Genomic DNA, 26,070 nt, shown 5'->3' on the forward strand with positions numbered 1-26,070 from the left:
GGCGTGCCGGGACGAGGGAACGGTGACGTGTCATGTGGTGTCGCGGCATCTGGTGACACGACATCTCGTGACACGTCATCTGATGACGCGACACAGGATGACGTGTCATCTGGTGACGCGACACGGAATGACGTGGCACCGAGTGACGTGACATGGGCCGGTGACGTGTCATGAGCCGACCGCCACCAGAACGACGAGCAGCACGGCCCCGGCCAGCAGCGCGCTCAGGTAGCCCTGGGCGTTGCCGGTCTGGGCGAAGCGGACGGCCCGGCCGAGCCAGCCGGGCGCCGCGCCCGCGCCGCGGACGTACGTCTCCACCACGGCGCGGTCCAGGAACCGGACCAGCCGGGCGGCGGCCGCGGTGGGCCGGACGAACAGCGCGCCGTAGAACCGGTCGACGCCGAAGCCGTGCTGGGCGGGCCCGTACAGCGGGCCGAGCAGCAGCCGGCCGGGGTCGGTGGCGGCGGCCTCGGCAGCCTCCGCGACCAGCCCGGCCTCCCCGGCCGACTGCGCGGCCGCGGCAACGGCCCGGGCGTTCACGGTCCGCCAGGCGGCGTACGCGACCAGGACGCCGATCAGCGCGGCGCCGGTGCCCAGGACCGCGGTCTCGAAGCCGGGGCGCAGCGATTCGCCGTCGAGCAGCGCGGGCAGCCAGTCGGAGCGCAGCCCGAGCAGGCCGAAGCCCATGGTGGGCACGGCCAGCACCCACAGCGGCCAGCGCATCGCGGCGGGTTCGGCGTGCGCCGGGTCGGCCTCGTCGATCTCCGGGGAGTACGGGGCGTCGGCGGGGGCGGCCACCGGCGGCACCGGCTTGGCGTGGAAGGCGACCAGCCAGAGCCGGGTGGCGTACGCGGCGGTGAGCAGCGCGGTGAGCAGTCCGGCCGCCAGCACGGTCCAGCCGGCGGCGGCGGGGACGGCCGAGGCGGGGCCGAGGGTGCCGGTGAGGGCTTCGCCGTGGGCGGCGTGCTCGGCGGCGGTGAGCACGGACTCCTTGGAGAAGAAGCCCGCGAACGGCGGCAGGCCGACCAGGGCGACCAGCGCGATGCCCATCGTCCAGTAGGCGTCGGGGACGCGGCGGCGCAGGCCGTCGATCCGGGACATGGCGCTGATCGAGTTGGTGTGCGCGGCGTGGATGACGACGCCGGCGGTGAGGAACAGCAGCGCCTTGAACGCGCCGTGCGAGACCAGGTGGAAGACGGCGGCCTGCCGGTCGCCGGAGGCCAGCGCGCCGGCCATGTAGCCGAGCTGGCCGACCGTCGAGTAGGCGAGCACGCGCTTGAGGTCGTCCTGGGCGAGCGCGCACAGCGCGGAGCCGACCATGGTGACGGCGGCCATCACGGCCAGCACCAGCAGCGCGGCGGAGGAGAGCAGGAAGACCGGCAGCAGCCGGGCGACCAGGTAGATGCCGGCCGCGACCATGGTGGCGGCGTGGATCAGCGCGGAGACCGGCGTCGGGCCGGCCATCGCGTCGGGCAGCCAGGTGTGCAGCGGGAACTGCGCGCTCTTGCCGGCCACGCCGGCGAGCAGCAGCAGGGCGATCAGCGTGGGGTGGTCGAGCCCGCCGGTGGCGGCGGTGCGCAGCACCTCGGTGATCCGGAAGCTGCCCGCGTCCGCGCCGAGCAGGAACAGGCCGAACAGGAACGGCACGTCGCCGAGCTTGGTGACCAGGAACGCCTTCAGCGAGGCGGTCCGGGCGTCGGCGGTCTCCCAGTGGTGGCCGATCAGGAAGTACGAGCAGATGCCCATCACCTCCCAGCCGACCAGCAGCACGATCAGGTCGCCGGAGTAGACGACCAGGAACATCGCGGCGGTGAACAGCGAGACCAGGGCCGCGTACGAGGGGTAGCGCGGGTCGTCCTCGAGGTACGCGGTCGAGTAGACCTGCACGCAGGTGGCGACCAGGCCGACCAGGACCGAGATCAGCGAGGAGAAGCCGTCCAGGTGGAGGGCGAGCGAGATCTCGGGCCCGCCGGTCGGGGCGAGCCGGGTGGCGGCGTCCAGGGTGCTGCCGGTGCCCAGTTGCAGGGCGGTGACCAGGGCGAGCACGGCGGAGACCGCGACCGGCAGCACGGCCAGCGGGCGGGCCAGGCCGGGGTACCGGCGTCCGGTGGCGAGGCCGGCGGCGGCGCCGAGCGCGGGCAGCGCGGGGACGAGGATCGGCAGCGCGAGGTTCATGCGGCGGCCTGCTCCTTCTCTCCGTCGGAGGGCTCGTCGGCCTCGTGGCGGTCGCCGAGCGCGGTGACCTCGTCGACGGCGGCGGTGCGGCGGGTGCGGTAGACCAGCAGCACGATGGCCAGGCCGAGGCCGATCTCGGCGGCGGCGATGGTGATGGTGAACAGGGTGAGCGCCTGGCCGGCGTGCAGGGTGTCGCGCAGCCAGACGTCGAAGGCGACCAGGTTGAGGTTGACGGCGTTGAGCATCAGCTCGACCGACATCAGCACCAGGATGACGTTGCGCCGGGCGAGCACGCCGTACACGCCGACGCTGAACAGCAGCACGGCGAGGACGGCGGGGTAGGCGAGGTGCACGTCAGCGCTCCTTCGGCTTCGTCGGAGCGGCGGCGGACGGCTTCCCGGCAGCCGGGCTCCCGGCACCAGGGCTCCCGGCGGACGCCTGCCCGGCCCGCGCCTGCCCGGAGGACGTCTGCCCGGCGCGCAGCTTGCCCGCCCGCGGCTTGGCCCGGCCGCCCTCGGTGCGGGAGAGCACGATCGCGCCGACCAGTGCGGCCAGCAGCAGCACCGACAGCGCCTCGAACGGCAGCACCCAGTGCGAGAACAGGTACTCGCCGGTCAGCCGGGTGGTGCCGGCCGCGCCGGACAGGTCGATCCAGGACGAGCGGAACGCGTCGACGACCAGGGTGACCAGGGTCGCGGCGGAGGCGGCGCCGACCGCGAGCGCGGCGGGGCGGTTGCCGGAGTCGGCGTCCGGGGAGCGGCCGATCGGGGCGCGGGTCAGCATCAGGCCGAACAGCACCAGCACGATCACCGAGCCCAGGTACACCAGCACCTGCACCCAGGCCACGAACTCGGCGGTCAGCAGCAGGAACTCGACCGCGAGCCCGCCGAGCGCGACCACCAGCCACAGCGCGGCGTGCACCAGCTGGCGGGTGGTCACCGAGACGACGGCCGCGCCGAGCACGAGCACACCGACCAGCAGGAAGACGACCTCCTGCCCGGTCGGCGAGAGGTACGAGCGCGCGGCGGGCTCCAGCGAGCCCGCCGCGGCCAGCAGGGTGCTCAACTCTCCCCACCCTCCTCGGCCGTTACCGGGGCGGCGGCGGCAGCGGCGGCAGCAGCGGCTGCGGCCAGCTTGTCGGCGGCCTTGCGGGCCATGGCGATCTCCTTGGGCTCCTCCGCCGCGGCGTCGTGCGCGGGCGGCGGCGGGACGGTCCACATCCACTCGCGCAACCGGTCGCGCTCGTGGGTGAGTTCGCGGATGTCGGTCTCCGCGTACTCGAACTCCGGGGACCAGAACAGCGCGTCGAACGGGCACACCTCGACGCAGATCCCGCAGTACATGCAGAGCGAGAAGTCGATCGCGAAGCGGTCCAGCACGTTGCGGGTGCGGGCGCGGGCGTTCGGGTCGGCGGCGGGCAGCGTCTCCTTGTGGGAGTCGATGTAGATGCACCAGTCCGGGCACTCGCGGGCGCACAGCATGCAGACCGTGCAGTTCTCCTCCAGCAGCGCGATCACGCCGCGGCTGCGCGGCGGGAGATCGGGCTGCACGTCGGGGTACTGCGCGGTGACGGTCTTCCGCATCATGGTGCGCATGGTGACGGCCAGGCCCTTGGCCAGGCCGGAGCCGGGAATTCCCATTACGAGATCGCCACCTTGATGATGCCGGTCAGGACGAGCTGGGCCAGCGCCAGCGGGATCAGCACCGTCCACGCGAAGCGCATCAGCTGGTCCTCGCGCAGTCGCGGGTAGGTGACCCGGAGCCAGAGCACCACGAAGGCCAGCGCGAAGGTCTTGGCGAGCGTCCACAGCCAGCCGAGCTGGTCGGCGAACGGGCCGTGCCAGCCGCCCAGGAACAGCACCGAGGTCAGCGCGCAGAGCACCACGATGCCCGCGTACTCGGCGAGCAGGAACAGCGCGAAGCGCAGTCCGGTGTACTCGGTGTACGCGCCGAAGATGATCTCCGAGTCGGCCACCGGCATGTCGAACGGCGGGCGCTGCAGCTCGGCCAGGCCGGCCGTGAAGAACACGAACGCGCCGATCAGCTGCCACGGCACCCACCACCAGTGGAAGGCGTCCACGATGCCGGGCAGCGAGACGCTGCCCGCCGCCATCGCCACCGAGGCGGCGGCCAGCAGCATCGGCAGCTCGTACGACATCAGCTGCGCGGCCGTGCGCAGCGCGCCCAGCAGCGAGAACTTGTTGGCCGACGCCCAGCCCGCCATCAGCGAGCCGAGCACGCCGACGCCCATCACGGCCAGCACGAAGAAGATGCCCGCGTCGACCACCTGGCCGACCATCCCGTCCGGCCCGACCGGGATCACCAGCAGCACCAGCAGGTAGGGCAGCAGCGCGACGGCCGGGGCCAGTTGGAAGATCCGCCGGTCGGCGCCGGCCGGGACGACGTTCTCCTTCTGGACGAACTTCACGCCGTCGGCGACCAGTTGCGCCCAGCCGTGGAACCCGCCCGCGTACATCGGGCCGAGCCGGCCCTGCATGTGCGCCATCACCTTGTGCTCGGTCTGGCCGACCACCAGCGGCAGCACCAGGAACGCCACCAGCGTGCCGACGCAGCGCAGCAGCGTGTCGAGGAGGTTCACGCGCCGTCTCCGTCCTGCTGCTCGGTGGTCTGCTCGGGCTGTTCGGGCTGTTCGGGCTGTTGGGGCTGTTCGGGCTGTTCGGGCTGGGCGGCGGGCCGTTCGGGCCGCTCGGGTTTCGCCGCCGTCTCGTCGCGCGCCGGTACCGGCGCGTGCCACGGGGCGTCGGACGACTGGGTGCGGGCGGTGCGGCGCGGGGCCTCGGGCCGCTCGGCCGGGGTCTCGCCGGCGGCCTGGCTGACCGATCCGTCGCCGACGCCGCGGGTGCGGCGCGGCCGGTCGGCCCGTACCGGCGGCGTGGCGTCGGCCCCGGTGTCGGCCCCGGTCGCGGGGCCGGCCTCGGCGGCCTGGCTGGCGGAGCCACCCTCGACGCTGCGGGTGCGACGCGGCCGGTCGACCCCGGCGGCGGCGCCGGCCCGGGCCGCCCCGGCGCGGGCGGCGCCGCGGGCGGGGCGTTCGGCGACCGGCGGCAGGGTGCCCTTGAGCGGGCCCCACTCGTTCGGGTCGGGGACGCCGGGGGGCTGCATCTTGCGCCGGGCCGGGCCGCCGTGGTCGGCGGCCTCGCCGGGCTCCTTGGCGCCGGGCCAGTCCTTGGCGACCCGGGCGGCCAGCACGAAGTCCTTGCGCAGCGGGTGGCCCTCGAAGCCGTCCGGCAGCAGCAGGGTGACGGGGTGCGGGTGGCCCGGGAACTCGATGCCGAACATCTCCAGGGTCTCCCGCTCGTGCCAGGCGGCCCCGGCGTACACCCCGACGGCGGTCGGCAGCGCGGCCTTCTCGCGCGGGATCCGGGTGCGCAGCAGCAGCCGGCGCACGCCGCCGGGCCCGCCGACGGCGGCCAGGTGCGCGCAGACGGCGAAGCCGCGTTCGAGGTCGTCGACGGCGCTCAGCCAGTCCAGGAAGGCCAGGCCGAGGGCGTCGCGGGCGGCGGTGAGCGCCTCGATCCAGTGCTCGGCGGGCACGTCGACGGTCAGCAGGTCGTACGCCTCGGTGGCGCTCGCCCAGGGCCCGACGGCCGCGGCGGCGCGCTCGGCGGGCGTGGGCTCGGCGACCGGCACGGGCTCGGGCACGACGGACGCCTCCGGCGGCTCGGGGGTGTCGGTCACTGCTGCCCCTCCCCGGGCGCGGGCCGCAGCGGGCGGCCGAGCGCGGCGGCGGGCGCGGTGTAGCGCTGCGGCACGTCCTCGGCGGCGATCTTCTCCTGCAGCTTGAGGATGCCCTGGAGCAGCGCCTCGGGCCGGGGCGGGCAGCCGGGCACGTAGACGTCGACCGGGATGATCTGGTCGACGCCCTTGGTGACGGAGTACGAGTCCCAGTACGGGCCGCCGGAGTTGGCGCAGGCGCCGAAGGAGATGACGTACTTCGGCTCGGGCATCTGCTCGTACAGGCGCTTGACGGCGGGGGCCATCTTGTCGGTGACGGTGCCCGAGACGATCATCAGGTCGGCTTGCCGGGGGCCGGGCGCGAACGGGATGACACCCATCCGGATGAAGTCGTGCTTGGCCATCGACGCGGCGATGAACTCGATCGCGCAGCAGGCCAGTCCGAAGTTGAAGCACCAGAGGCTGTAGCGGCGGCCCCAGTTGAGCACCACCTTGACCGGGTCCGGGGCGAGCCGGGCCAGCGGGCCGAGGCGGCACTGCTCGACGGCGGCGCCGGGGCGGGCCGGGTCGGGGATGCCGAGCGGGACGGGGCCGTCGCCCGGCGTCCCGTGGGAGTGCGTCACGTCCATTCCAGAACGCCCTTCTTCCAGGCGTAGAGCAGTCCGACCGCGAGGAAGCCGACGAAGACGAACATCTCCACCAGCGTGGTCGCCCCGAAGCCGGCGGCGGAGAACACCGTGGCCCACGGGAACAGGTAGATCGCGTCGACCGCGAAGATCACGTACAGGAAGGCGTAGACGTAGTACCGGATCTGGGTGTGCGCCCAGCCCTCGCCGACCGGGTCGACCCCGCACTCGTAGGCGAGGAGTTTCTCGGGGGTGTCGACCACCGGTCGCAGCAGGCGGTTCGCGGTGAAGGACACCACCACGAAGAGGACGCCGATGACCGCCAGCAGGCCGATCGCCGCGTAGGCGTCGAAGTAACCGCTGCCGGCGGCGGGGTCGGCAGCGAGCGGCTGCCACTCCATGGGTCACGCCCTTCTTCTTTGCCCGTCCATAACCATCGCTATCGCGGGAGTCTATGTGCACCGTCCGTCTACTCCGTCACCTGCCCGTCCTGCAAGACGGCCGGTGGACACCCGGCGGACAGTCGGCGGACAGTCGGCGGAGCGCCGCGGAATTCCGTCCGCGGACGGTCCGGGTGCGGAGCGCACCTCGGGGGGTGGGGATAACCCCCGGACGAAGACGGTGTGCAGCACCATGGCGGGGGGCGGTCACCGGGCGGGATGCTGGTGATCGACAAGCACCGGCGAGATCACCAGGAGAGGGCGCCGACCATGGAGGACGAGGTGAAGCGCCCGTCGTTGTACGGGGCCCAGCTGTGGCGGGAGGTGCGCAACGCGCTGCTGAACCTGCCGGTCGGGCTGGCCGGGTTCGTGGTGGCGGTGGTGCTGCTGACCACCGGCCTGGGCCTGGCGGTGACGGTGGTGGGGCTGCCGCTGCTGGCCCTCGGGCTGGCCTGCTGCCGCTGGTTCGGCCGGCTGGGCCGGTCCCGGGCGCGCTCCGAGCTGGGCAGCGCGGTGGCCGAGCCGGAGCCGCTGCGCCCGGCCCGGGCCGGGGTGGCCGGCCGGGTGGTGGCGGCGCTGGGCGACGGGCTGGGCTGGCGCTCCGCGCTGTACTGCGCGGTGCTGCTGGTCTGGGGCATCGTCACCTTCGCCCTGACGCTGGTGCTGCTGGTGGTCGGCTGGCCGGTGCTGCCCTGGGCGATGCGGGCGATCTCCGCGGTCTCCCGCTGGCTGGTGGAGGCGCTGCTGTCGCCGGGCGCGCTGGCCGAGCGGGTCCGCGAGCTGGAGGACGACCGGGGCGTGGTGGTCGACACCGCCGCCGCCGACCTGCGCCGGATCGAGCGCGACCTGCACGACGGCGCGCAGGCCCGGCTGGTGGCGCTGGCGATGGACCTCGGCCTGGCCAAGGAGAAGCTGGAGGAGGATCCGGCGTCCGCCCGGCAGATGGTCGACGCGGCGCACGGCGAGGTCAAGCTCGCCCTCCAGGAGCTGCGCGACCTGGCCCGCGGCATCCACCCCGCCGTGCTCACCGACCGCGGGCTGGACGCCGCGCTCTCCTCGGTCGCGGCCCGCACCGCGCTGCCGGGCGGCGTCCGGGTGCACGTCGAGCTGGGCGGCGAGCGCCCCGACTCCGCGGTCGAGGGCATCGCCTACTTCACCGTCACCGAGCTGCTGACCAACGCCGCCAAGCACTCCGGCGCCCGCACCGCGGCGGTGGACGTCTGGCGCCAGGACGGCCGGCTGATGCTGACGGTGCGCGACGACGGCCGGGGCGGCGCCCGGGTGCACCCGGGCGGCGGGCTGGCCGGGCTGGCCGAGCGCGCCGAGTCGGTGGACGGCGCGTTCGTGGTCGAGAGCCCGGCCGAGGGCCCGACCCTGGTGACCGTCGAGCTCCCCTGGCACACCCGCTCCGGGCCCAGGCGGTGACACCCGCCGGGCGGTGACCGCCGGCCGGACGTGGACGGGCCCGGAGCGCCGCCTCCCTTGCGCGGTACGGCACTCCGGGCCCGGGCCTGTCGGGCGCTACAGCGTCCCGAGGGTGACCTCCGCGGTCTTGCCCTGCCCGTCCCGCTGGTAGCCGACGGTGACCTTGTCGCCGGGGCTGAGCGAGGCCAGCGCGGTGGTCAGCGCGGAGGGGCCGCTGATCGCGGTGTCGTTGACCTTGGTGATCACGTCGCCCGCCTGCAGCCCGGCGGAGGCTGCGGGGCCGCCGCCGGTCACCGAGACCACCGCGGCGCCGGCCGGCTGGAAGTTCGCGTCGAAGTACGGGCGGACGGTCACCCCGAGCGCGGCCCGGCCGGAGTTGCTGACCTTGCCGTCCTTGATCAGCTGGTTGGCGATGCTGGTGACGGTGGCCGCCGGGATGGCGAAGCCGATGCCGGGCGCGGCCGAGCCGTTCAGCTCCGGGTCGACGGCGGTCAGCGTGTTGATCCCGATCACCTGGCTGGAGAGGTTGACCAGCGCGCCGCCGCTGTTGCCGGGGTTGATCGCGGCCGAGGTCTGCACCATGTTGCCGATGGTGGCGCCGGGCGAGCCGGCCGACTGCGGCTCGCTGACCGTCCGCCCGACCGCCGAGACGATGCCCTGGGTGACGCTGCTGGACAGCCCGAGCGGGCTGCCCATCGCCAGCGTGATCTGCCCGACCGAGACCTTCGCGCTGTCCGCGAAGGCCGCCGGCTTGAGGCCGCTGGGCGTGCTGGACAGCTTGATCACCGCGAGGTCGGACTCCGGGTAGCTGCCGACCAGGGTGGCGTCCAGCGGCTTGGTGCTGTTGGCCAGCGTCACGGTGAAGGTGGTGGCGGTGCCGACCACGTGCGCGTTGGTGACGATGTCGCCCTTGTCGTCGAAGACGATCCCGGAGCCGAGGCTGTCGCCCGCGGTGATCTGCACCACGGAGGGCAGCACCTGCGAGATCACCTGCTGGTAGTCCTGCTCCAGCTGGTTGCTGCTGGACGGGGCGGGCGCGGACGAGGACGAGGAGCTGTCGGCCGCCGCGCCGGTGCCGTCCTTCGAACTGGAGCAACCCGTCGCCAGCAGCGCCGCGGCGGCGATCGCCGCCGCGGGCCCGAGCCACAGCTTGGGCCCGGTGGGCCGGGGACCGGCCGGGATCGGACGGGTCGGTTCCTTCTTCGGGCGCACGGCGGCCACCTCCGGTCGCTGGACAGAGCTTCGTCACTATTGCACCGAAATGTCCGAATGCTCGTGCGGACACACCACACCACCGGCAAATGGCCGCCGTCTAGGATCGGCCCATGACCTGGTTGATCACCGGCGGTGCCGGTTACATCGGCGGACACGTAGTCAAGGAGCTGGCCGAGGCCGGCGAGCCGGTGGTCGTCCTGGACGACCTGAGCAGCGGCTCCGCCGACCGCCTGCCGGCCGGCGTCCCCCTGGTGGTGGGCTCCACGCTGGACCGCCCGCTGCTGGACAAGGTGATCGCCGAGCACGGCGTGACCGGCATCCTGCACATCGCCGCCAAGAAGCAGGTCGGCGAGTCGGTCAGCGAGCCGCTGCACTACTACCAGGAGAACGTCGAGGGCCTGCGCCTGGTGCTGGAGGCCGCGGTGGCCGGCGGCGTGCGCCGGATCCTGCTCTCCTCCTCCGCCGCCGTCTACGGCATGCCGGACGTCGACCTGGTGACCGAGTCGACCCCGTGCGCGCCGATCAACCCGTACGGCGAGACCAAGCTGGTCGGCGAGTGGCTGCTGAACGCCTCCGCCACCGCCTACGGGATGTCCACCGTGGCGCTGCGCTACTTCAACGTGGCGGGCGCGGCCTCCCCCGAGCTGTCCGACGAGGGCGTCACCAACCTGGTCCCGATGGTGTTCGAGCGGCTGGCCGCCGGGCAGCCGCCGCGGGTCTTCGGCGCCGACTACCCGACCCCGGACGGCACCTGCGTCCGCGACTTCATCCACGTCTCGGACATCGCCTCCGCCCACCTGGCGGCGGTCCGCCGGCTGAACGCGGCCGGGCCGCAGGAGCGGGTCAACCTGGCCCTGAACATCGGCCGCGGCGAGGGCGTCTCGGTGCGGGAGATGCTGGCCGAGATCGGCGCGGTGACCGGCCTGGACACCACCCCCGAGATCACCCCGCGGCGGGCCGGCGACCCGGCCCGGGTGGTGGCCGCCGCCGACCTGATCCGGCAGGAGCTCGGCTGGAGCGCCCGCCACGACGTCCGCGAGATGGTCGCCTCGGCCTGGGCCGGCTGGCAGCACCGCCACCCGTAGCCCCGGCCCGCCCGTACGGCAGCGGCCCCGGACCTCGCGCGAGGTCCGGGGCCGTACCGTTTCCTCCCGGCCTACTGCGGGACGGCGGTGCCGTAGAAGGAGTCCAGCGCGTACACGCAGCGGTCCTTGGAGCCGACGAACACCCGGCCGCCGACCGCCACCGGGGAGCCGGTCAGCTCGCCCTTGGTGCCCAGCTCCCAGCGCAGCCGGCCGGTGGCCAGCTCCAGGGTGTGCAGCGACTGGTCGCGGCTGCCCAGGTGGACCAGGCCCTCGGCGACCGCCGGGGATCCGACCAGCTCGCCCCGGGTGGTGTAGCGCCAGCGCTCCCGGCCGCCGGCCGCCTCGAAGGCGAACAGCGTGTCGCCGGAGCCCAGCAGTACCGTCCCGTCGGCGACCACGGCCGGCTCGGCGCCCTGCCGGGCGGCGGTGGCGGCCCGCCACAGGCCGCGGCCGGTGGCGGCGTCCAGCGCGTACAGGGTGCCGAGGTAGTCGGCGACGTACACCGCGCGGCCGTCCACCGCGGGCGGGGTGAACAGCACCACCGGCGCGTCGAACCGCCAGCGCTCGGCGCCGGTGGCCGCGTCCAGCGCGTGCACCCGCTGACCGGACGTCACGTACAGCACGCCGCCGCGCTCGACCGGGCGGGACGGCACCTCGCCGCCCAGCGGCACCGCCCAGCGCACCCCGCCGCCCAGCGGGTCCACGCAGTGCAGCCGGCCGCCGCCCTGGTAGTAGGCGGCGCCGGCGATCAGCGCCGGCCCGGACTGCGGGTTCTCGTACTCCTGCTGGGCGTCGTCGGTCCGCCACAGCTCGGCGCCGGTGGCCGCCGCGCGCAGCTGCACGCCGCCGCCGCGCACGCCGCAGCAGAGCACGCCGTCGGCGGCGTCCAGCGCGTACACCCAGCCGTCCAGCGAGTGGCGCCAGCGCTCGGTGCCGTCGGCGGCGTCCACCGTGTACAGGTGCGGGCCGTCGGCGGCGTGCACCCGGCCGCCGTCCACGGCCAGCGCCCAGGCCACGTCCCGGGTCTTCCAGCGGCGCTCGCCGGAGCCGATGTCCAGCGCGTGCACCTCGAAGCTGGAGGCGAACAGCGTGCCGTCGGCGACCACCGGGGTGCCCCACACGTCGTTCGACATCCGGAACCGCCAGGGCCGCCAGCGGGCCGCGGGCTGCGGCGGGGCGGCGGACGGGGCCGGGCTGCGGCGCACCCAGTCGGTGCCGGCCGGGGCGGGCACGGGCGCGGCGGGCTCCGCCCGCGGCCCGGGGCCTATCGGCACCTGCGCCCCGGACAGCCGGATCTCGCCGTCCGGGCCCCCGGGGCCGCCGGGCTCCGGGCGGCGGTGCGGACGGACCCGCTCGGTGGCGATCTCGGACTCGGAGACCGGCCCGGCCCCGGCGGCCCGGGCCGCGACCGGCACCGGCGGCAGCGGCGGCGGCCCGACCGGCTGGGCCGGCAGCTCGACCTGCCGCTGGGACGGCGGCGGGGCCTGGAGCCCCGACTGCGGCTGCGGCTGCGCCGGCGGGCGGGCCGGCTGCTGGGCGGCGACGGGGCGCCTGCTGCTGCGCTTGGCCTCGATCAGGTCGAGCGCGGCGGGCGGCAGCCAGTCGCCGGCCTCGCCGGAGGCGTCCTCCCGGGAGAACAGGTGCGGGGCCAGCTCGGCCTGGATCTGGGCGGGAGTCGGCCGGTGCTCGGCGGCGGGCCGCATGCAGGCCCGCACCAGGTCGACCAGCTCGGCCGGCAGCCCGGACAGGTCGGGCTGGTCGCGCAGCAGCTGGAACACCGTCTCGACCGGGTTGGCGCCGCGGTACGGCGGGTGCCCGGTGGCGCAGAACACCACCAGCGAGCCGAGCGAGAACACGTCGCTGGCGCCGGTCACGCTGCGGCTGTCGCGGGCCTGCTCGGGCGACATGTAGGCGGGCGTGCCGACCGCGACGTTGGTCATGGTCAGCCGGGTGCTGGAGACCCCGGCGGCGATGCCGAAGTCGATCACCCGCGGCCCGTCCTCGACCACCAGCACGTTGGACGGCTTGAGGTCCCGGTGCACCAGCCCGGCCGCGTGGATGGACTGCAGCGCCTCGGCGATGCCCGCGGTCAGCCAGCGCACCGCGTCGGCGGGCAGCGGCCCGCAGTCGTTGACCAGGTCCTCCAGCGAGGGCGCGGGCACGTACGCGGTGGCCAGCCACGGGACGGCCGCGTCGGCGTCCGCGTCCACCACGGCGGCGGTGTAGAAGCCGCCGACCGTCTTGGCCGCGGCGATCTCGCGGGCGAAGCGGACCCGGAACAGGTTGTCCTCGGCCAGCTCGCTGCGGACGGTCTTGATGGCCACCCGGCGCCCCGAGGCCGACCGGGCCAGGTACACCAGGCCCATGCCGCCCGCGCCGAGCCGGGCCAGCACTTCGAAGGGCCCGATCCGCCTCGGATCGTGCGCCGTCAGCTGGTCCACTCCTCAGCCACCTCCCCTTCCGCCAACGCCCCCCGGCGGTGGCGCCCCCCGATTCTCCAATGCCCGCCGCCCGGGAGCCAATCTCCCCCGCCCGGGACACGCCCCCGGGTACCGGAGCCCCGCCCTCCGAGTGGCCCGGCGGCACCACCCGGACGGCCCCCAGCTGACTTGTCGTCACGCTGTGGGGTCATCAGCACACGGGGGGGCAACAACTCACGCGGAAAAGGCACGTTTTCCCCCCTCGCCCGGACTAATAGTCGCACTACCGATTAGCGCCAAGATCTTGCCGCTGTAAGCTGACGGCATGACAGGACAAGTTCGCACCGTCGACGGTCGCGTCGCCGGGCGGCGCGGACAGGAGACGCGGCAGAAGCTGCTCGACTGCCTCCGCGAGATGCTCAGCACGTCGCCGTACCGGGACGTCAAGGTCATCGACGTCGCCCGTATGGCGGGAACCTCCCCCGCGACCTTCTACCAGTACTTCCCGGATGTCGAGGGCGCAGTCCTTGAGATCGCCGAGGAAATGGCCGAGGACAGCGGCGGGCTCAAAGAGCTCGTCGATGGAAAGTCCTGGGCGGGAAAGACCGGCTTCACCACTTCCGAAGAACTGGTGGACGGATTCCTCGCCTTCTGGCGCAAGAATGACGCCATTCTCCGAGTGGTCACACTCGGTGCCGCGGAAGGGGACAAGCGGTTCTTCAAGATCCGCATGAAGGTCCTCAACTCGGTGGCCGGCCCGCTCACCGAAGCCGTGCGCAACAATCAGGGCAAGACCGACAAGACGGTCGAACCGGCGGCGATCGCCGGCGCCCTGGTGTCGCTGCTCGCCTCGGCCGCCGAGCACGGCAAGGCGTTCACCTCGTGGGGCGTGAAGGTCAAGGACCTCAAGCCCAACCTGGCGCTCCAGGTGTACCTGGGAGTCACCGGAAAGAAGCCGCCGAAGTAAGACAGCAGCCCGCCACTGGCGCTCGGCCCCGGTTCCTGTCCGGGTGTGTCGGATGCGGCCGTGCCTCGGGGGAGGTTCGCCGACGTACCGCGGAGCGCCGTCCTTCAACGGACGGAGGGGCGGCCGGGAGGATGTTCTCCTCCCGGCCGCCCCTCCGCCGTCTCCGGCCCCGCCGACCCGTCAGGGGCAGCGCACGACCTGCCCGGCGTAGGCCAGGCCGCCGCCGAAGCCGAACAGCAGCACCGGGTCGCCGCTGTGCAGCTCGCCGCGCTCGACCAGCTTGGAGAGGGCGAGCGGGATCGAGGCGGCGGAGGTGTTGCCGGAGTCGACCACGTCGCGGGCGACCACCGCGTCCTCGGCCAGGCCGAGCTTGCCGGCGATGGCGTCGATGATCCGCAGGTTGGCCTGGTGGGCGACGAAGCCGCGCAGCTCGGACGGCTCGATGCCGGCCTTCTCGCAGGCCTTCCGGGCCAGCGGGGCGACCTGGGTGGTGGCCCAGCGGAACACGGTCTGGCCCTGCTGGCTGATGACCGGCTTCCAGCCGCTGATCGCGACCGCCTCGCCCTTCTCCGGCTCGGAGCCCCACACCACCGGGCCGATGCCGGCCTGCTCGTCGGGGACCGCCTCCAGCACGGCGGCGCCCGCGCCGTCGCCGAAGATCACGCAGGTGGTGCGGTCGGTCCAGTCGATGATGTCGGACATCCGCTCCACGCCGACCACCAGCGCCCGGGTGGCCGCGCCGGCCCGGATCGCGTGGTCGGCGGTGGCCAGCGCGTACGAGAAGCCCGAGCAGGCGGTGTTCAGCTCGTACGCGGCGGGGGCGGGGATGCCGAGGCGGGCGGCGACGGCGGCGGCGGTGTTGGGGCTGCGCTCGACCGCGGTGCAGGTGGCGACGGCGACCAGGTCGACCTGGTCGGGCGTCACGCCCGCGTGGGCGAGGGCCTTCTCGGCGGCGGCGACCGCGAGGTCGACCAGGGTCTCCTCCTGCGCGATGTGCCGGGTGCGGATGCCGACCCGGGAGCGGATCCACTCGTCGTCGGTGTCGACCATCGCCGAGAGCTCGTCGTTGCCGAGGACCTTCGACGGCTGGTGGTGGCCAAGCGCCACGATGCGGGAGGCGGTCATACAGCCACTCAACCGGGTTACCGGTGAGTCAGGAGGTAACGCCCCGGCACAGGATCGGGTGCCGGATGCTGTAAAAACCTCACAAACCGGCCGGGGTCAGGCGGCCAGCGCGGGGGCGTCGCCCATCAGGATCATCGGGTGCAGCGCCGGGTCGAGGGTCCGGATCAGCTCGACCATGTGGTCCTCGGTGAGCGAGACGCAGCCGTGGGTGGGGCCGCCGTGGTCGAGGTGCAGCCAGATGCCGCCGCCCTTGGCGGCGCCCTGCGGGTAGGTGGTGTCCAGCGGGGAGGTGCCCTCGACCCGGTTGTAGTTGATCGCGACCACGTAGTCGAAGGAGCCGGCCAGCGGCTCGTTGTTGAAGCCGCGCCCGGACATCACGAACTTCTTGTTCTCGTCGTACGGGAGCTTGGAGCCGGGGTCGGCCTTGCGGCCGCCCGCGTCGGTGAGCGAGAACAGGCCGATCGGGCTGCGCAGGTCGCCGGAGCGGTGGTCGGCGGTCCAGCCCTTGTAGGCGTTGTGGGCCGGCCAGGCCTGGCCGGCCTGCCAGCTGCCGTCGTCGCCGCGGGTCCACAGCGTGACGGTGTTGTCGGAGGAGTCCTTGTCCTTGCCGCTGGCGACCAGCAGCTGGCGGGTGCCGGCCGGGACCTTGGACATCCAGTCGGCGCCGATGCCCGGGATGCTGGTGATCTTGTCCCGGTCGGAGCGGTCCGCGGCGGGCGCCTCGGTGTGCTGGGCCTCGGCGGCCTGCATCGGGACGACCTCGGGCTCCCGGTCGGGGGCCGCGCTGGCGGTGGCGTCCTGGAAGTTCCGGCCGGGGCCGACGGTGAACCAGCCGGCCGCGAGGGCCAGCAGGGTCGCGGTGCCGACGGTGAACTTGCGGGCCCGGCGCGCCTTCGGCTTGCGGCGGCTGCGGCGGGCGGCGGCTCGGCCCTGGGGCTGCCCGGCCTCGTCCCGGTCGGACGGCGCGGCGGCCGGACGGCGGTGCGAGGCGGAACGATGGGAACCGGACATGCGGACGATCCTCCCAGACCTCATGGACGCGGCGGAACCCGGGCCGTGTGATGAGCCTGTGAGCATACGCGCCAGCGGAAACGTTTCTCCGTCACGACAACCGCCCCGGTTGCGCGTTCCGACCCCGCGCGCCCCCCGGGAACGGCCCGCGCCCGGTGGCCGGAAACCGGTCACCGGGCGCGGGCCGGACCCACGGGGGTCAGAGGCGCATCGCCTGCGGGGTCTCCCGGCGGTTCAGGTCCGGGCCGTCGTACTCGCGGATGATCTCGTAGCGGGTGTTCCGCTCGACCGGGCGGAAGCCGGCGTCCCGGATCAGGCCGAGCAGGTCGTCGCGGCCCAGCTTGTTCGGGGTGCCGAAGTTGTCCGCGTCGTGGGTGATCTTGTACTCGACCACCGAGCCGTCCATGTCGTCCGCGCCGTGGCTGAGCGCCAGCTGGGCGGTGGTGACGCCGTGCATCACCCAGAAGACCTTGACGTGCGGGACGTTGTCGAACAGCAGCCGGGACACCGCGAAGGTCTTCAGCGCCTCGGCGCCGGTGGCCATCTCGGTGCGCGCCATCAGGCGGTTGCGGACCTTGCCGTCCTTGGAGTCGTGGAAGTCGTGCTGGTAGCGCAGCGGGATGAAGACCTGGAAGCCGCCGGTCTCGTCCTGCAGCTCGCGCAGCCGCAGCACGTGGTCGACCCGGTGCCGGGGCTCCTCGATGTGGCCGTAGAGCATGGTGGCCGGGGTCTTCAGGCCCTTCTCGTGCGCCAGGCGGTGGATCCGCGACCAGTCCTCCCAGTGGGTGTCGTGGTCGACGATGTGCTGGCGGACCTCCCAGTCGAAGATCTCCGCGCCGCCGCCGGTCAGCGACTCCAGGCCGGCCTCGATCAGCTCGTCCAGGATCTCGCTCGCGCTCAGGCCGCTGATCCGCTCGAACCAGTGGATCTCGGTGGCGGTGAACGCCTTCAGCGAGACGTTCGGCAGCGCCGCCTTCAGCTCCTTGAGGGAGCGCGGGTAGTAGCGCCACGGCAGGGTCGGGTGCAGGCCGTTGACGATGTGCAGCTCGGTCAGCGACTCCGACTCCATCGCCTTGGCGAGCCGGACGGCCTCCTCGATCCGCATCGTGTACGCGTCCTTCTCGCCCGGCTTGCGCTGGAACGAGCAGTACGCGCAGGAGGCGCTGCAGACGTTGGTCATGTTCAGGTGGCGGTTGACGTTGAAGTGGACGACGTCGCCGTTCTTCCGCGTCCGCACGTGGTGCGCCAGGCCGCCCAGCCAGGCCAGGTCGTCGCTCTCGTAGAGCGCGATCCCGTCCTCGCGGGTCAGCCGCTCACCGGCGTAGACCTTCGCCTCCAGCTCGCGCTTGAGCCCTGCGTCCATGCGGCGCTCCGCCTCCTTGCGACTTCGATTCGTTGCCGGAACCGAGACTACGCCTAGGTAGCCAGCAGATCGGCCAGCAGGGCGGGGTCGAGGTTGCCACCGCTGACCACGGCCGCGAACACCCTCCCGCCGAGCTCCCCGGCGCGGTGGAAGTAGGCGGCGGGGGCGACCGCGCCGGAGGGCTCGGCGACCAGCCGGCCGCGCCGGGCCAGCAGGGCGACGGTGGCCCGGATCTCGTCCTCGGAGACGGTGACGATGTCGTCCACGTAGGCGGTGAGGTGCTCGAACGGGAGGACGCCGACCGACGGGGTGCGCAGGCCGTCGGCGATGGTCCGGTAGGTGTCGGCGACCGGCCAGGCGGTGCGGACGCCCGCGCGCAGGCTCTGTTGCGCGTCGGCCGCCAGCTCCGGCTCCACGCCGACCACCCGGACGCCCGGGCAGGCCAGCTTGAGCGCGGCGGCCGTCCCGGAGATCAGCCCGCCGCCGGAGACCGGCACCAGCACGGTGTCCAGCTCGTCCGGGGCGTCCTCGGCGATCTCCAGGCCGACGGTGCCCTGGCCCGCGATGACGTACGGGTCGTCGTACGGCGGCACCCACACGTAGCCGTGCTCGGCGGCCAGCTCGGCCGGGACGGTGTCGCGCTGCTCGGCGGTCACGATCACCACCTCGGCGCCGAACGCGCGGGTGTTCTCGATCTTCACGGCGGGCGAGGTGTCGGGCATCACGATCACCGCCTTGATCCCGAGCCGCCGCGCCGCGTACGCCACCGCCTGGGCGTGGTTGCCGCTGGACTGGGCGACCACGCCCCTGGCCCGCTCCTCGTCGGTGAGCGCGGCCAGCCGGTTCGTCGCGCCGCGGATCTTGAACGCCCCGGTCGGCTGGAGGCCCTCCGGCTTCAGCCAGAGCCGCCGCCCGCCGTCCTCCGCCCACGGGCAGGGCAGCAGCGGGGTGCGCACCGCCGTGCCGGCGATCCGGCGCTGGGCGGCGCGCAGGTCTTCCAGGTCGACCAGGGACATGACGGGCGCTCCTCCGGGGCTGGGCTCGGAACTCGGGGCCGGACTCGGAACTCGGGGCCGGGGGCCGGGTCTCGGGGCCGGGCCTATTCGGCGAGGTGCAGCGGGAGTTCGCTGACCCGGTTCTCCCACTTGGTGGACAGCACCACCGTCGTCCGGGTGCGGGCCACCCCCTTGGTGCCGGAGAGCCGCTTGACCACCGACTCCAGGCCCTCGACGTCCGGCACCCGGACCTTGAGCATGTACGAGTCGTCGCCCGCGATGAACCAGCAGTCCTCGACCTCGGGGAGGTCCTTCAGCCGGTGCGAGACGTCGTCGTGGTCGGCCGCGTCGGTGAGCTGCAGGCCGATCAGCGCCGTCACCCCGTAGCCGAGGGTCGCCGGGTTGACCGTGGCGCGGTAGCCGGTGATCACGCCCGCCTGCTCCAGGCGGTTGATCCGGTCCGTCACGCTCGGCCCGGACAGGCCCACCAGGCGGCCCAGCTCGGCGTACGAGGCGCGGCCGTTCTCCCGGAGTGCCTGGATGAGCTGTCTGTCCACAGAGTCCATCGCCTGCCGCGTCCTTCCGAAGCTCACCAGAACCACAGATCATTATCCGGAATCCAAGGCGCTGCGCGCCGATCAACCCGGGTATCCCAGAGAACATACTCTCCCGTGACGAGGGCGCTCACTCACCCCGGCGCGGTCCGTTTCGCGGGTGGTTCTCCGGCGTGCCGGCGCTCTCGCCGAGGGTGCCCGACCAGCGGCGGTACAGCCCGTGCGGGACGCCGACCGCGTCCAGCACCCGGCCGGCCACGAAGTCGACCAGCTCGCGGGCGGTCGACCCGCCCGCGTAGAAGCCCGGCGAGGCCGGCAGCACGACCGCGCCCTGCTCGTCCAGCGCCACCAGGTGGCGCAGCGTGCTGCCGGTCAGCGGGGTCTCGCGCAGGCAGAGCACCAGCGGGCGGCGCTCCTTCAGGGTGACCGAGGCGGTGCGCTGGAGCAGGTCCTTGGAGAGGCCGAGCGCGATGCCGGCGGCGGCGCCGGTGGTCGCCGGGACGACCAGCATGCCCTTCGCCGGGTAGGAGCCGGAGGACGGGCCGGCCGCGAAGTCGCCCGCCGACCAGTGCCGGACGTCGGCCAGCTCCTCCTCGCCGGTGCCCAGCCAGGCGGCCAGGTCGGCCCGCCAGTGCGCGTCGCGGAAGGAGAGGCCGGTCTCGTCCAGGATGGTCAGCCGGGCGGCCCGGCTGACGATCAGGTCGACGGGCTCCCCGGCGGCCAGCAGCGCGCGGATCACCGAGGCGGCGTACGGGGTGCCGCTGGCGCCGGACACGCCGACGACCCAGGGCTCGCGGGTGGTGCTCATGGGTCCCATTGTGCGGGCTCCCGGCCCGCTCCCCCGCGTCCGCCGGGCGGGTCGGGGGCCCACAATGGGGTCATGGCAGCCGAGTTGGTGGATCTGACGCATCCGGTGGTGTCCGGGATGCCGGTGTACCCGGGGGATCCCGAGGTGGAGTTGCGGGCGGCGCTCACGGTGGCGGGCGAGGGGGTGAACGTGCTGGCGGTGCACCTGGGGTCGCAGACCGGGACGCACGTGGACGCGCCGTACCACCTGGACGTGCGGTGGCCGACGCTGGACGGGCTGCCGCTGGAGCTGTTCACCGGGCCCGCCGTGGTGGTGGACCTGCGCGGGCTGCCGGCCCGGGGCGAGGTGACGGAGGAGCACCTGGCGCGGGCGCTGGCGGCCTGCGGGCCGGGGACGGTGCTGCTGCTGGCGACCGGCTGGCCGCGCTACTGGGGGACCGACCGGTACTTCGCGCACCCCTACCTCTCGGCCGGGGCGGCCGCGGCCATCGTCGCGGCGGGGGTCCGGACGGTGGGCATCGACGCGCTCTCGGTGGACCCGACGCCCGACCCCGGGCCGTCCGACCCGGCGGTGGCCAGCCTGCTGGCCGAGCTGGCGGACGAGCACGACCCGGCGCCGGAGCAGGCGACGCTGGCGGCGCACCGGGTGCTGCTGGGCCCGGACGGGGGCGGGGTGATCGCGGAGAACCTGACCGACCTGTCGGCGCTGCTGGAGGCGCAGGCGGCCGGGCGGCCGGTGGAGGTCTCGCTGTTCCCACTGCGGCTGACGGCGGCGGACGGGGCGCCGGTGCGGGCGGTGGCGCGGCTCGGATGAGCCGGCCCGGGCGGGCCGGGGCGGGCCGGGGAGCCCAACGGCCCCCTCGCTTCCGCGACTTGGTCTAGACCATGCCGGGAGCGCCCCGCTAGGCTCCCGCCATGCCTGAGATCGTCGGTGTCGTCGAGCGCCTGTGGCGCTACCCCGTGAAGTCCGCGGGCGGCGAGCTGCTGGACGCCGTCGAGGTGGAGGAGCGCGGCCTGGTCGGCGACCGCCTGTACGCGGTGCGCGACGGCGCCGGGAAGCTCGGCTCCGGGAAGAACACCCGGCGCTTCCGCCGGATGGACGGGCTGCTGCGGCTGAGCGCCCGGCTCGGCGCCCGGATCGACGGCCCCGAGCTGTTCGACCCGCTGGGCATGCCGGTGCCGGACCCGGACTCCTTCCTGCGCGCCTACCTGGAGCAGGAGGACGTCGCGCTGGCCCGCGAGGACGCGGTGTCGCACTTCGACGAGCTGCCGGTGAGCGTGCTCACCACCGCCACCCTGGACTGGGTGGTCCGGGCGGTGCCGTCCGCGGTGGTGGACGAGCGCCGGTTCCGGCCGAACGTGCTGCTGCGCACCCCGCCGGGGACGCCGCCGTTCACCGAGGACGGCTGGTTCGGCCGGGAGGGCCGGGTGAAGGGCGGGGCGCGGCTGGCGTTCGTCCGGGCCAGCCCGCGGTGCGCGATGGTCGGGGCGGCGCAGCCCGGGCTGCCGCACTCGCCGGAGATCCTGAAGACGATCGTCCACGAGCGGGACGGCGAGCTGGCGGCGCTGGCCGCGGTGGCCCGGCCGGGCCGGCTGCGGGTCGGGGACGCGCTCTCGCTGGCCTGAGCCTCAGCCGGCGGGGTGCGGGACCAGGCAGAACGGGTGGCCGGCCGGGTCGGTGAGGACCGTCGAACCCTGGTGCCGGGACTTGACCTCGGCGCCGAGCGCGACCGCCGCGGTCTCGGCGGCGGCCGGGTCGGCGACGTCGATGTCGAGGTGCAGCTGCTGCGGGTGGGCCGGGTCGGGCCAGATCGGCGGGCGGTAGTCCTCGACCCGCTGGAAGCAGAGCACCCGGCCGTCGGGCAGGTGGACGGTGGACCAGGCGTCGTGGAGCGTCCAGCGCGGGTCGGGGCGGTCGACCTCGCCGCCGAGCAGGGCGGCGTAGAACTGGGCCAGGCCGGCCGGGTAGTGGCAGTCCAGCACCACGCACCGCAGTGTGCCGATCATCGTGTTCCCCGTTCCGCTCGCGGTGTCCCCCGGTTTCCAGCATGGCGCACCGGGGCGGCGGGTGGCGGTTCATCCGGCCGGGGCGGCGTCCGCGCAGGTGGGGGCGGTCCCCGACGGGCCGTCAGGTGGCGTAATGGTCCGGCAACGAAAACCGGGCCGCCCCGGCCCTAGGGTTGCCGCGGACAGCGCAGCCGAGGGCCGGAGCAGACCCGATGACCAGCGACAACACCGTTCCCAGCCGGAGCGGCGGACAGGCCAGGCGGCCGCGGGCCGACCGGGCCCGGCAGGTCGCGGACGTGCTGCGGCAGCAGGTGCTGAGCGAGGCGTTCGGGACCGGCCCGCTGCCGCACGAGGACGCGCTGGCACGGGAGTTCGGCGCGTCCCGGAACACCGTGCGGCAGGCGCTCGACCTGCTGCGCGGCGAGGGCCTGGTGCGCCGGGTGCCGGGGTCGGGGACGCTGGTGGCGGCGGAGAAGGTGCCGCACGGGCTGAACCGGCTGGAGGGCCTGGCCGAGACCCTGCACGAGCACGGCGAGGTGGTGAACGAGGTCCGCTCGTTCGGGCCGGTCCGGGCGCCGGGGGCGGTGGCCCGCCGGTTCGGCCTGCCGGACGGGGCGGACGTGGTGTACGTCGAGCGGCTGCGCCGGCTGAACGGGCTGCCGCTGTCGCTGGACCTGACCTACCTGGCGCCGGACATCGGCGCCCTGCTGGAGCCCGCCGACCTCGCGCACCGGGACGTGTTCCGGCTGATCGAGGAGGCCGCCGGGCAGCCGCTGGGCGCCGCCGACATCACCCTGGAGGCCGTCAACGCCGACGCGCACTCCGCCGCGGTGCTCGAAGTCCCGCGCGGGGCGGCGCTGTTGATGCTGGAGCGGCTCACCACGCTGGCCGACGGCCGCCCGGTGGACCTGGAGTACGTGCGCTTCCGCGGCGACCGGCTGGCCATGCGCGGCCGCCTGCTGCGCGACCTGACCTGACCCCGCACACCCCCGAGCACACCCCCAACCGACCTTCCTCACCCTGGAGTTGTCCCGATGGCGCTCGCCGACCAGCGCACCGACGTGCCCGTGACCATCGACGCCTCGCTGTGCATCGCCGGCTGCACCCTGTGCGTCGACATGTGCCCGCTGGACTCGCTGGCGATCGACGAGCAGAGCGGCAGCGCCTACATGCACGTGGACGAGTGCTGGTACTGCGGCCCCTGCGCCGCCCGCTGCCCCACCGGGGCCGTCACCGTCAACATGCCCTACCTGATTCGCTGAAGATGCGTCAGATGTCTCGTACCACAAGGAAGTCGGGCGTCCTGGCGCTGGCCTCGGCCCTGGTCGCGGCGGCGGCCGGGTGCTCGTCCGGCGGCGGCCAGGACACCGTCGAGGTGGTGGTCGGCTACCAGTCGAAGACCATCAACACCGTCACCGCCGGGACGCTGCTGCGCTCCCGCGGCTTCTTCGAGCAGCAGCTCGCCGAGCTGGGCAAGCAGGACGGGCACCGCTACAAGGTGGTCTGGCAGGACTACGACGCGGGCGCGCCGATCACCGCGCAGATGCTCGCCGACAAGATCGACATCGGCTCGATGGGCGACTACCCGCTGCTGATCAACGGCTCCCGGGCCCAGGCGGCCGGCGGGCCCGGCACCCGGCTGGTCTCGGTGACCGGCTACAACCTGCTGGGCGCGCTCAACTCCGTGGTGGTGCCGAAGGACTCGCCCGCGCGCACGCTGGCCGACCTGAAGGGCAAGAAGGTCTCCAGCTCGGTCGGCTCGGCCTCCGACGGCACCCTGGTGCAGGCCCTGGCCAGGGCCGGGGTCGCCGAGGCCGACATCCAGAAGCAGAACCAGCAGCCGGCCGTCGGCGCCTCCGCGCTGAAGGCGCACAGCGTGGACGCGCTGGCCCAGTTCGTGGCCTGGCCGGCCGCGGTGGTGTTCGCCGGGGACGGGCGGCTGCTGTACGACGGCGCCGCGCTCGGCCGGCCGACCCTGCACGGCGTCGTGGTCCGGCAGAAGTTCGGCACCGCGCACCCCGGCGTCGTCCGGGCCTTCCTGCGCGCCCAGGACACCGCCACCCGCGACCTCAACCAGCACCCGCTGGCCGCCGCCCGGGCCGTCGCCGAGGCCACCGGCCTGCCGCCCGAGGTGGTGTACCTCTACAACGGCCCGAACGGCGTCGCCACCTTCGCCACCGCCCTCGACCCCCGGCTGCTGGCCGCGCTGCGCGCGGACGTGCCGTTCCTCGCCTCGGTCGGCGTGCTCAAGGCGCTCGACCCGGACCGCTTCGTCGACCCGTCCTACCTGCGGGACGCCGGCGTGAGCGACGGCGAACCCGCCCGGATCACCGGCACCGACCCGGTCTGCGGCCGGCCCGTCACCGACCCGGCGCTGGCCGGCGAGCTCTGGTACGAGGGCGAGGACGCGACCCGTCCGGCCGCCGACCCGACCTGCCTGCTCAGGGCCGTCAAGGCCGGCGGCGGCAAGCTCCGGGCCGCGTACGTGCCGGACGCGGCCACCGGCACCCGCTGGTTCGCCGACCAGGACTGGTGGGTGCGGGACGGCGACGCCTTCAAGCCCTTCACCACCGAGGACGGCGCCCGGGCCTACCTGGCCGCCCACCCGTCCGCCGCCGCGCTGACCTACCGGCAAGCGCTGGACGCCTCGTGACCGCGGGGCGCAGGCTGCTGCGGGCGGCGGCGCTGCTCGGCTTCCTCGGGCTGTGGCAGCTGCTCACCGCCTGCAAGGTGGAGTTCTGGGTGCGGTTCGACCACCTGCCGACGGTGCTGGAGGTGCTCGACGCGCTGCGGGCGCAGCTCGGCACCGCCGTGTACTGGCAGGACCTGGCCGACAGCCTGCGGCGGATCTCCACCGGCTTCGCGCTGGCCGCGCTGCTCGGCGTCGGCACCGGGGTGCTGACCGCCCGCTCGCGGCTGGCCGCCGACCTGGTCGGCCCGGTGCTGGAGCTGGTCCGGCCGATCCCGGCGATCGCGCTCGTCCCGGTGGCGATCATGCTGTTCCCGGAGAACGAGCAGGGCATCGTGTTCATCACCTGCGCCGCCGCGTTCTTCCCGGTCACGGTCGCCACCCGGCACGCGGTGCGGGCGGTGCCGCCGCGCTGGGAGGAGGCGGTCCGCACGATGGGCGGCGGGACCGGCCGGGTGCTGTTCGGCGTGGTGCTGCCGGGCGCGCTGCCCGGGGTGGTCGGCGGGCTCTCGGTCGGCCTGGGCGTCTCGTGGATCTGCGTGATCTCCGCCGAGATGGTCTCCGGGCAGTACGGCGTCGGCTACCGCACCTGGTCCGCGTACACGGTGCTGGACTACCCGGGGGTGTTCGTCGGGATGGCCACCATCGGCCTGCTCGGCTGGGCCACCTCCGGCGCGGTCGAACTGCTCGGCCGGCGGCTGACCCGCTGGCTGCCGGCCGCCGCCCCGGCGGGGGTGCGGGGATGAGCCTGCGACTGACCGCGCGCGGCCTGGACGTCGGCCACCCGGGGCGGCCGGTGCTGCGCGGCGTCGAACTGGACGTCGCGCCGGGCGAGGTGCTGACCGTGCTCGGCCCGTCCGGCTGCGGCAAGTCGACCCTGCTGCGGGCGCTGGCCGGACTGCTGCCGCCCACCGGCGGCGAACTGCTGGCCGACGGGCGGCCGTTGGCCGGGCCGGGGGCGGACCGGGCGCTGGTCTTCCAGGAGGACGGGCTGCTGCCCTGGCGCACCGTCCGCCGCAACGTCGAACTCCCGCTGGCCATCGCCGGATCGAAGCGCGCCGAGCGGCGCGCCCCGGTCGCCGACTGGCTGGCCCGGGTCGGCCTGGAGGGCCACGGCGACCGGCTGCCAAGGGAGTTGTCCGGCGGGCAGCGCCAACGCGTCCAGCTGGCAAGGGCGTTGGTCGGCGCCCCGAAGGCCGTGCTGATGGACGAGCCGTTCGGCGCGCTCGACCCGCAGACCCGCGCCGCGATGCAGCAACTCCTGCTGGCCGTCTGGGAGAAGGAGCGCTGCACGGTGGTCTTCGTGACCCACGACGTGGACGAGGCGCTGCTGCTCGGCGACCGGGTCGCGGTGCTGGCCGGCGGCACCCTGGCCGCCCTGCACGACGTCCCCGGGCCGCGCGACCCCGCGGCCGACCGGAGCGCGCTGCGCGCGCTGCTCCTCACCTCGTACGCCTGAACCCACCTGAG

Annotated in this window: 27 protein-coding genes; 10 read left to right on the top strand and 17 right to left on the bottom strand. The window is 74.2% G+C overall.

All coding sequences use genetic code 11. The features are described from left to right. Positions 1 to 168 precede the first annotated feature (168 nt). From KSE_RS16260 to KSE_RS16295, 8 genes are read right to left on the bottom strand one after another with little or no spacing between them, the layout of a single operon-like run. Positions 169 to 2,175: an NADH-quinone oxidoreductase subunit 5 family protein gene (locus KSE_RS16260; protein WP_014136408.1), complete on the bottom strand. Its 2,007-nt coding sequence runs from the start codon at positions 2,173 to 2,175 to the stop codon at positions 169 to 171. After that, complete coding sequence (gene nuoK, locus KSE_RS16265) at positions 2,172 to 2,528, bottom strand: NADH-quinone oxidoreductase subunit NuoK (protein WP_014136409.1); 357 nt, start codon at positions 2,526 to 2,528, stop codon at positions 2,172 to 2,174. The genes KSE_RS16260 and nuoK overlap by 4 nt, the downstream gene beginning before the upstream one ends. 1 nt (position 2,529) lies before the next feature. Beyond that, positions 2,530 to 3,240 (bottom strand): NADH-quinone oxidoreductase subunit J family protein, encoded by a 711-nt coding sequence (locus tag KSE_RS16270; RefSeq protein ID WP_014136410.1) that lies wholly within the window; start codon positions 3,238 to 3,240, stop codon positions 2,530 to 2,532. Beyond that, entirely contained in the window at positions 3,237 to 3,815 is a 579-nt protein-coding gene (locus tag KSE_RS16275) for a NuoI/complex I 23 kDa subunit family protein (RefSeq protein ID WP_014136411.1), read from the bottom strand. The genes KSE_RS16270 and KSE_RS16275 overlap by 4 nt, the downstream gene beginning before the upstream one ends. Continuing rightward, on the bottom strand, positions 3,815 to 4,774 hold the full coding sequence (nuoH, locus tag KSE_RS16280) for an NADH-quinone oxidoreductase subunit NuoH (RefSeq protein ID WP_014136412.1): 960 nt from the start codon (positions 4,772 to 4,774) through the stop codon (positions 3,815 to 3,817). The genes KSE_RS16275 and nuoH overlap by 1 nt, the downstream gene beginning before the upstream one ends. Next, positions 4,771 to 5,874: an NADH-quinone oxidoreductase subunit C gene (locus KSE_RS16285; RefSeq protein ID WP_014136413.1), complete on the bottom strand. Its 1,104-nt coding sequence runs from the start codon at positions 5,872 to 5,874 to the stop codon at positions 4,771 to 4,773. Before KSE_RS16285 ends, nuoH begins: the two co-directional genes overlap by 4 nt. Next, positions 5,871 to 6,500, bottom strand: a complete 630-nt coding sequence (locus KSE_RS16290) for an NADH-quinone oxidoreductase subunit B (protein ID WP_014136414.1) — start codon at positions 6,498 to 6,500, stop codon at positions 5,871 to 5,873. Before KSE_RS16290 ends, KSE_RS16285 begins: the two co-directional genes overlap by 4 nt. Then, complete coding sequence (locus KSE_RS16295; RefSeq protein WP_014136415.1) at positions 6,491 to 6,898, bottom strand: NADH-quinone oxidoreductase subunit A; 408 nt, start codon at positions 6,896 to 6,898, stop codon at positions 6,491 to 6,493. The genes KSE_RS16290 and KSE_RS16295 overlap by 10 nt, the downstream gene beginning before the upstream one ends. A gap of 309 nt (positions 6,899 to 7,207) precedes the next feature. Between KSE_RS16295 and KSE_RS16300 the strand changes: the two genes are divergently transcribed. Then, entirely contained in the window at positions 7,208 to 8,362 is a 1,155-nt protein-coding gene (locus KSE_RS16300; protein ID WP_033257745.1) for a sensor histidine kinase, read from the top strand. A 96-nt stretch (positions 8,363 to 8,458) separates the two neighbouring features. On the opposite strand, the gene KSE_RS16305 is transcribed toward KSE_RS16300, so the two are convergent. Beyond that, positions 8,459 to 9,544, bottom strand: coding sequence for a S1C family serine protease (locus KSE_RS16305; protein WP_051055846.1), 1,086 nt, complete (start codon positions 9,542 to 9,544; stop codon positions 8,459 to 8,461). Positions 9,545 to 9,687: 143 nt separating this feature from the next. On the opposite strand from KSE_RS16305, the gene galE reads away from it, so the two are divergent. Beyond that, positions 9,688 to 10,662, top strand: a complete 975-nt coding sequence (gene galE, locus KSE_RS16310; RefSeq protein WP_014136418.1) for a UDP-glucose 4-epimerase GalE — start codon at positions 9,688 to 9,690, stop codon at positions 10,660 to 10,662. A gap of 71 nt (positions 10,663 to 10,733) precedes the next feature. On the opposite strand, the gene KSE_RS16315 is transcribed toward galE, so the two are convergent. Next, the gene (locus tag KSE_RS16315; RefSeq protein WP_014136419.1) at positions 10,734 to 13,103 is read right to left on the bottom strand and encodes a serine/threonine-protein kinase; all 2,370 of its coding nucleotides are present in this window, start codon (positions 13,101 to 13,103) and stop codon (positions 10,734 to 10,736) included. A 304-nt stretch (positions 13,104 to 13,407) separates the two neighbouring features. On the opposite strand from KSE_RS16315, the gene KSE_RS16320 reads away from it, so the two are divergent. Continuing rightward, on the top strand, positions 13,408 to 14,049 hold the full coding sequence (locus KSE_RS16320) for a TetR family transcriptional regulator (RefSeq protein WP_014136420.1): 642 nt from the start codon (positions 13,408 to 13,410) through the stop codon (positions 14,047 to 14,049). Between the two features lie 180 nt (positions 14,050 to 14,229). Here the strand turns inward: KSE_RS16320 and KSE_RS16325 are convergent, their stop codons facing one another. The 6 genes from KSE_RS16325 to KSE_RS16350 form a co-directional block, all read right to left on the bottom strand. Beyond that, positions 14,230 to 15,174, bottom strand: a complete 945-nt coding sequence (locus KSE_RS16325; protein WP_014136421.1) for a beta-ketoacyl-ACP synthase III — start codon at positions 15,172 to 15,174, stop codon at positions 14,230 to 14,232. A gap of 96 nt (positions 15,175 to 15,270) precedes the next feature. Beyond that, positions 15,271 to 16,185 (bottom strand): L,D-transpeptidase family protein, encoded by a 915-nt coding sequence (locus KSE_RS16330; protein WP_014136422.1) that lies wholly within the window; start codon positions 16,183 to 16,185, stop codon positions 15,271 to 15,273. A 199-nt stretch (positions 16,186 to 16,384) separates the two neighbouring features. Next, positions 16,385 to 17,548 (bottom strand): aminofutalosine synthase MqnE, encoded by a 1,164-nt coding sequence (mqnE, locus tag KSE_RS16335; RefSeq protein WP_014136423.1) that lies wholly within the window; start codon positions 17,546 to 17,548, stop codon positions 16,385 to 16,387. 53 nt (positions 17,549 to 17,601) lie between these two features. Next, entirely contained in the window at positions 17,602 to 18,564 is a 963-nt protein-coding gene (locus KSE_RS16340; RefSeq protein ID WP_014136424.1) for a threonine ammonia-lyase, read from the bottom strand. A gap of 83 nt (positions 18,565 to 18,647) precedes the next feature. Further along, positions 18,648 to 19,109, bottom strand: coding sequence for an Lrp/AsnC family transcriptional regulator (locus tag KSE_RS16345; RefSeq protein WP_030462120.1), 462 nt, complete (start codon positions 19,107 to 19,109; stop codon positions 18,648 to 18,650). Positions 19,110 to 19,227: 118 nt separating this feature from the next. Continuing rightward, on the bottom strand, positions 19,228 to 19,905 hold the full coding sequence (locus tag KSE_RS16350) for a UbiX family flavin prenyltransferase (protein WP_014136426.1): 678 nt from the start codon (positions 19,903 to 19,905) through the stop codon (positions 19,228 to 19,230). Positions 19,906 to 19,977: 72 nt separating this feature from the next. Here KSE_RS16350 and KSE_RS16355 point away from each other — a divergent pair, with 72 nt between their 5' ends. Then, entirely contained in the window at positions 19,978 to 20,718 is a 741-nt protein-coding gene (locus KSE_RS16355) for a cyclase family protein (protein ID WP_014136427.1), read from the top strand. Between the two features lie 101 nt (positions 20,719 to 20,819). Next, positions 20,820 to 21,530 (top strand): MOSC domain-containing protein, encoded by a 711-nt coding sequence (locus tag KSE_RS16360; protein WP_014136428.1) that lies wholly within the window; start codon positions 20,820 to 20,822, stop codon positions 21,528 to 21,530. Between the two features lie 3 nt (positions 21,531 to 21,533). On the opposite strand, the gene KSE_RS16365 is transcribed toward KSE_RS16360, so the two are convergent. Further along, positions 21,534 to 21,911 (bottom strand): VOC family protein, encoded by a 378-nt coding sequence (locus KSE_RS16365; protein ID WP_014136429.1) that lies wholly within the window; start codon positions 21,909 to 21,911, stop codon positions 21,534 to 21,536. A 212-nt stretch (positions 21,912 to 22,123) separates the two neighbouring features. Between KSE_RS16365 and KSE_RS16370 the strand changes: the two genes are divergently transcribed. The 5 genes from KSE_RS16370 to KSE_RS16390 are packed head-to-tail and all read left to right on the top strand — an operon-like array spanning position 22,124 to position 26,059. Beyond that, on the top strand, positions 22,124 to 22,888 hold the full coding sequence (locus KSE_RS16370; RefSeq protein WP_014136430.1) for a GntR family transcriptional regulator: 765 nt from the start codon (positions 22,124 to 22,126) through the stop codon (positions 22,886 to 22,888). Between the two features lie 57 nt (positions 22,889 to 22,945). Beyond that, positions 22,946 to 23,173, top strand: coding sequence for a 4Fe-4S dicluster domain-containing protein (locus tag KSE_RS16375; protein WP_014136431.1), 228 nt, complete (start codon positions 22,946 to 22,948; stop codon positions 23,171 to 23,173). 11 nt (positions 23,174 to 23,184) lie between these two features. Further along, positions 23,185 to 24,564 (top strand): ABC transporter substrate-binding protein, encoded by a 1,380-nt coding sequence (locus KSE_RS16380; protein ID WP_014136432.1) that lies wholly within the window; start codon positions 23,185 to 23,187, stop codon positions 24,562 to 24,564. Next, a complete protein-coding gene (locus tag KSE_RS16385) occupies positions 24,561 to 25,346 on the top strand; it encodes an ABC transporter permease (RefSeq protein ID WP_014136433.1) in 786 nt (261 codons plus the stop codon). The genes KSE_RS16380 and KSE_RS16385 overlap by 4 nt, the downstream gene beginning before the upstream one ends. Then, on the top strand, positions 25,343 to 26,059 hold the full coding sequence (locus KSE_RS16390; protein WP_014136434.1) for an ABC transporter ATP-binding protein: 717 nt from the start codon (positions 25,343 to 25,345) through the stop codon (positions 26,057 to 26,059). The genes KSE_RS16385 and KSE_RS16390 overlap by 4 nt, the downstream gene beginning before the upstream one ends. Positions 26,060 to 26,070: the final 11 nt, after the last annotated feature.

This window comes from Kitasatospora setae KM-6054 (assembly GCF_000269985.1).
Lineage (GTDB): Bacteria > Actinomycetota > Actinomycetes > Streptomycetales > Streptomycetaceae > Kitasatospora > Kitasatospora setae.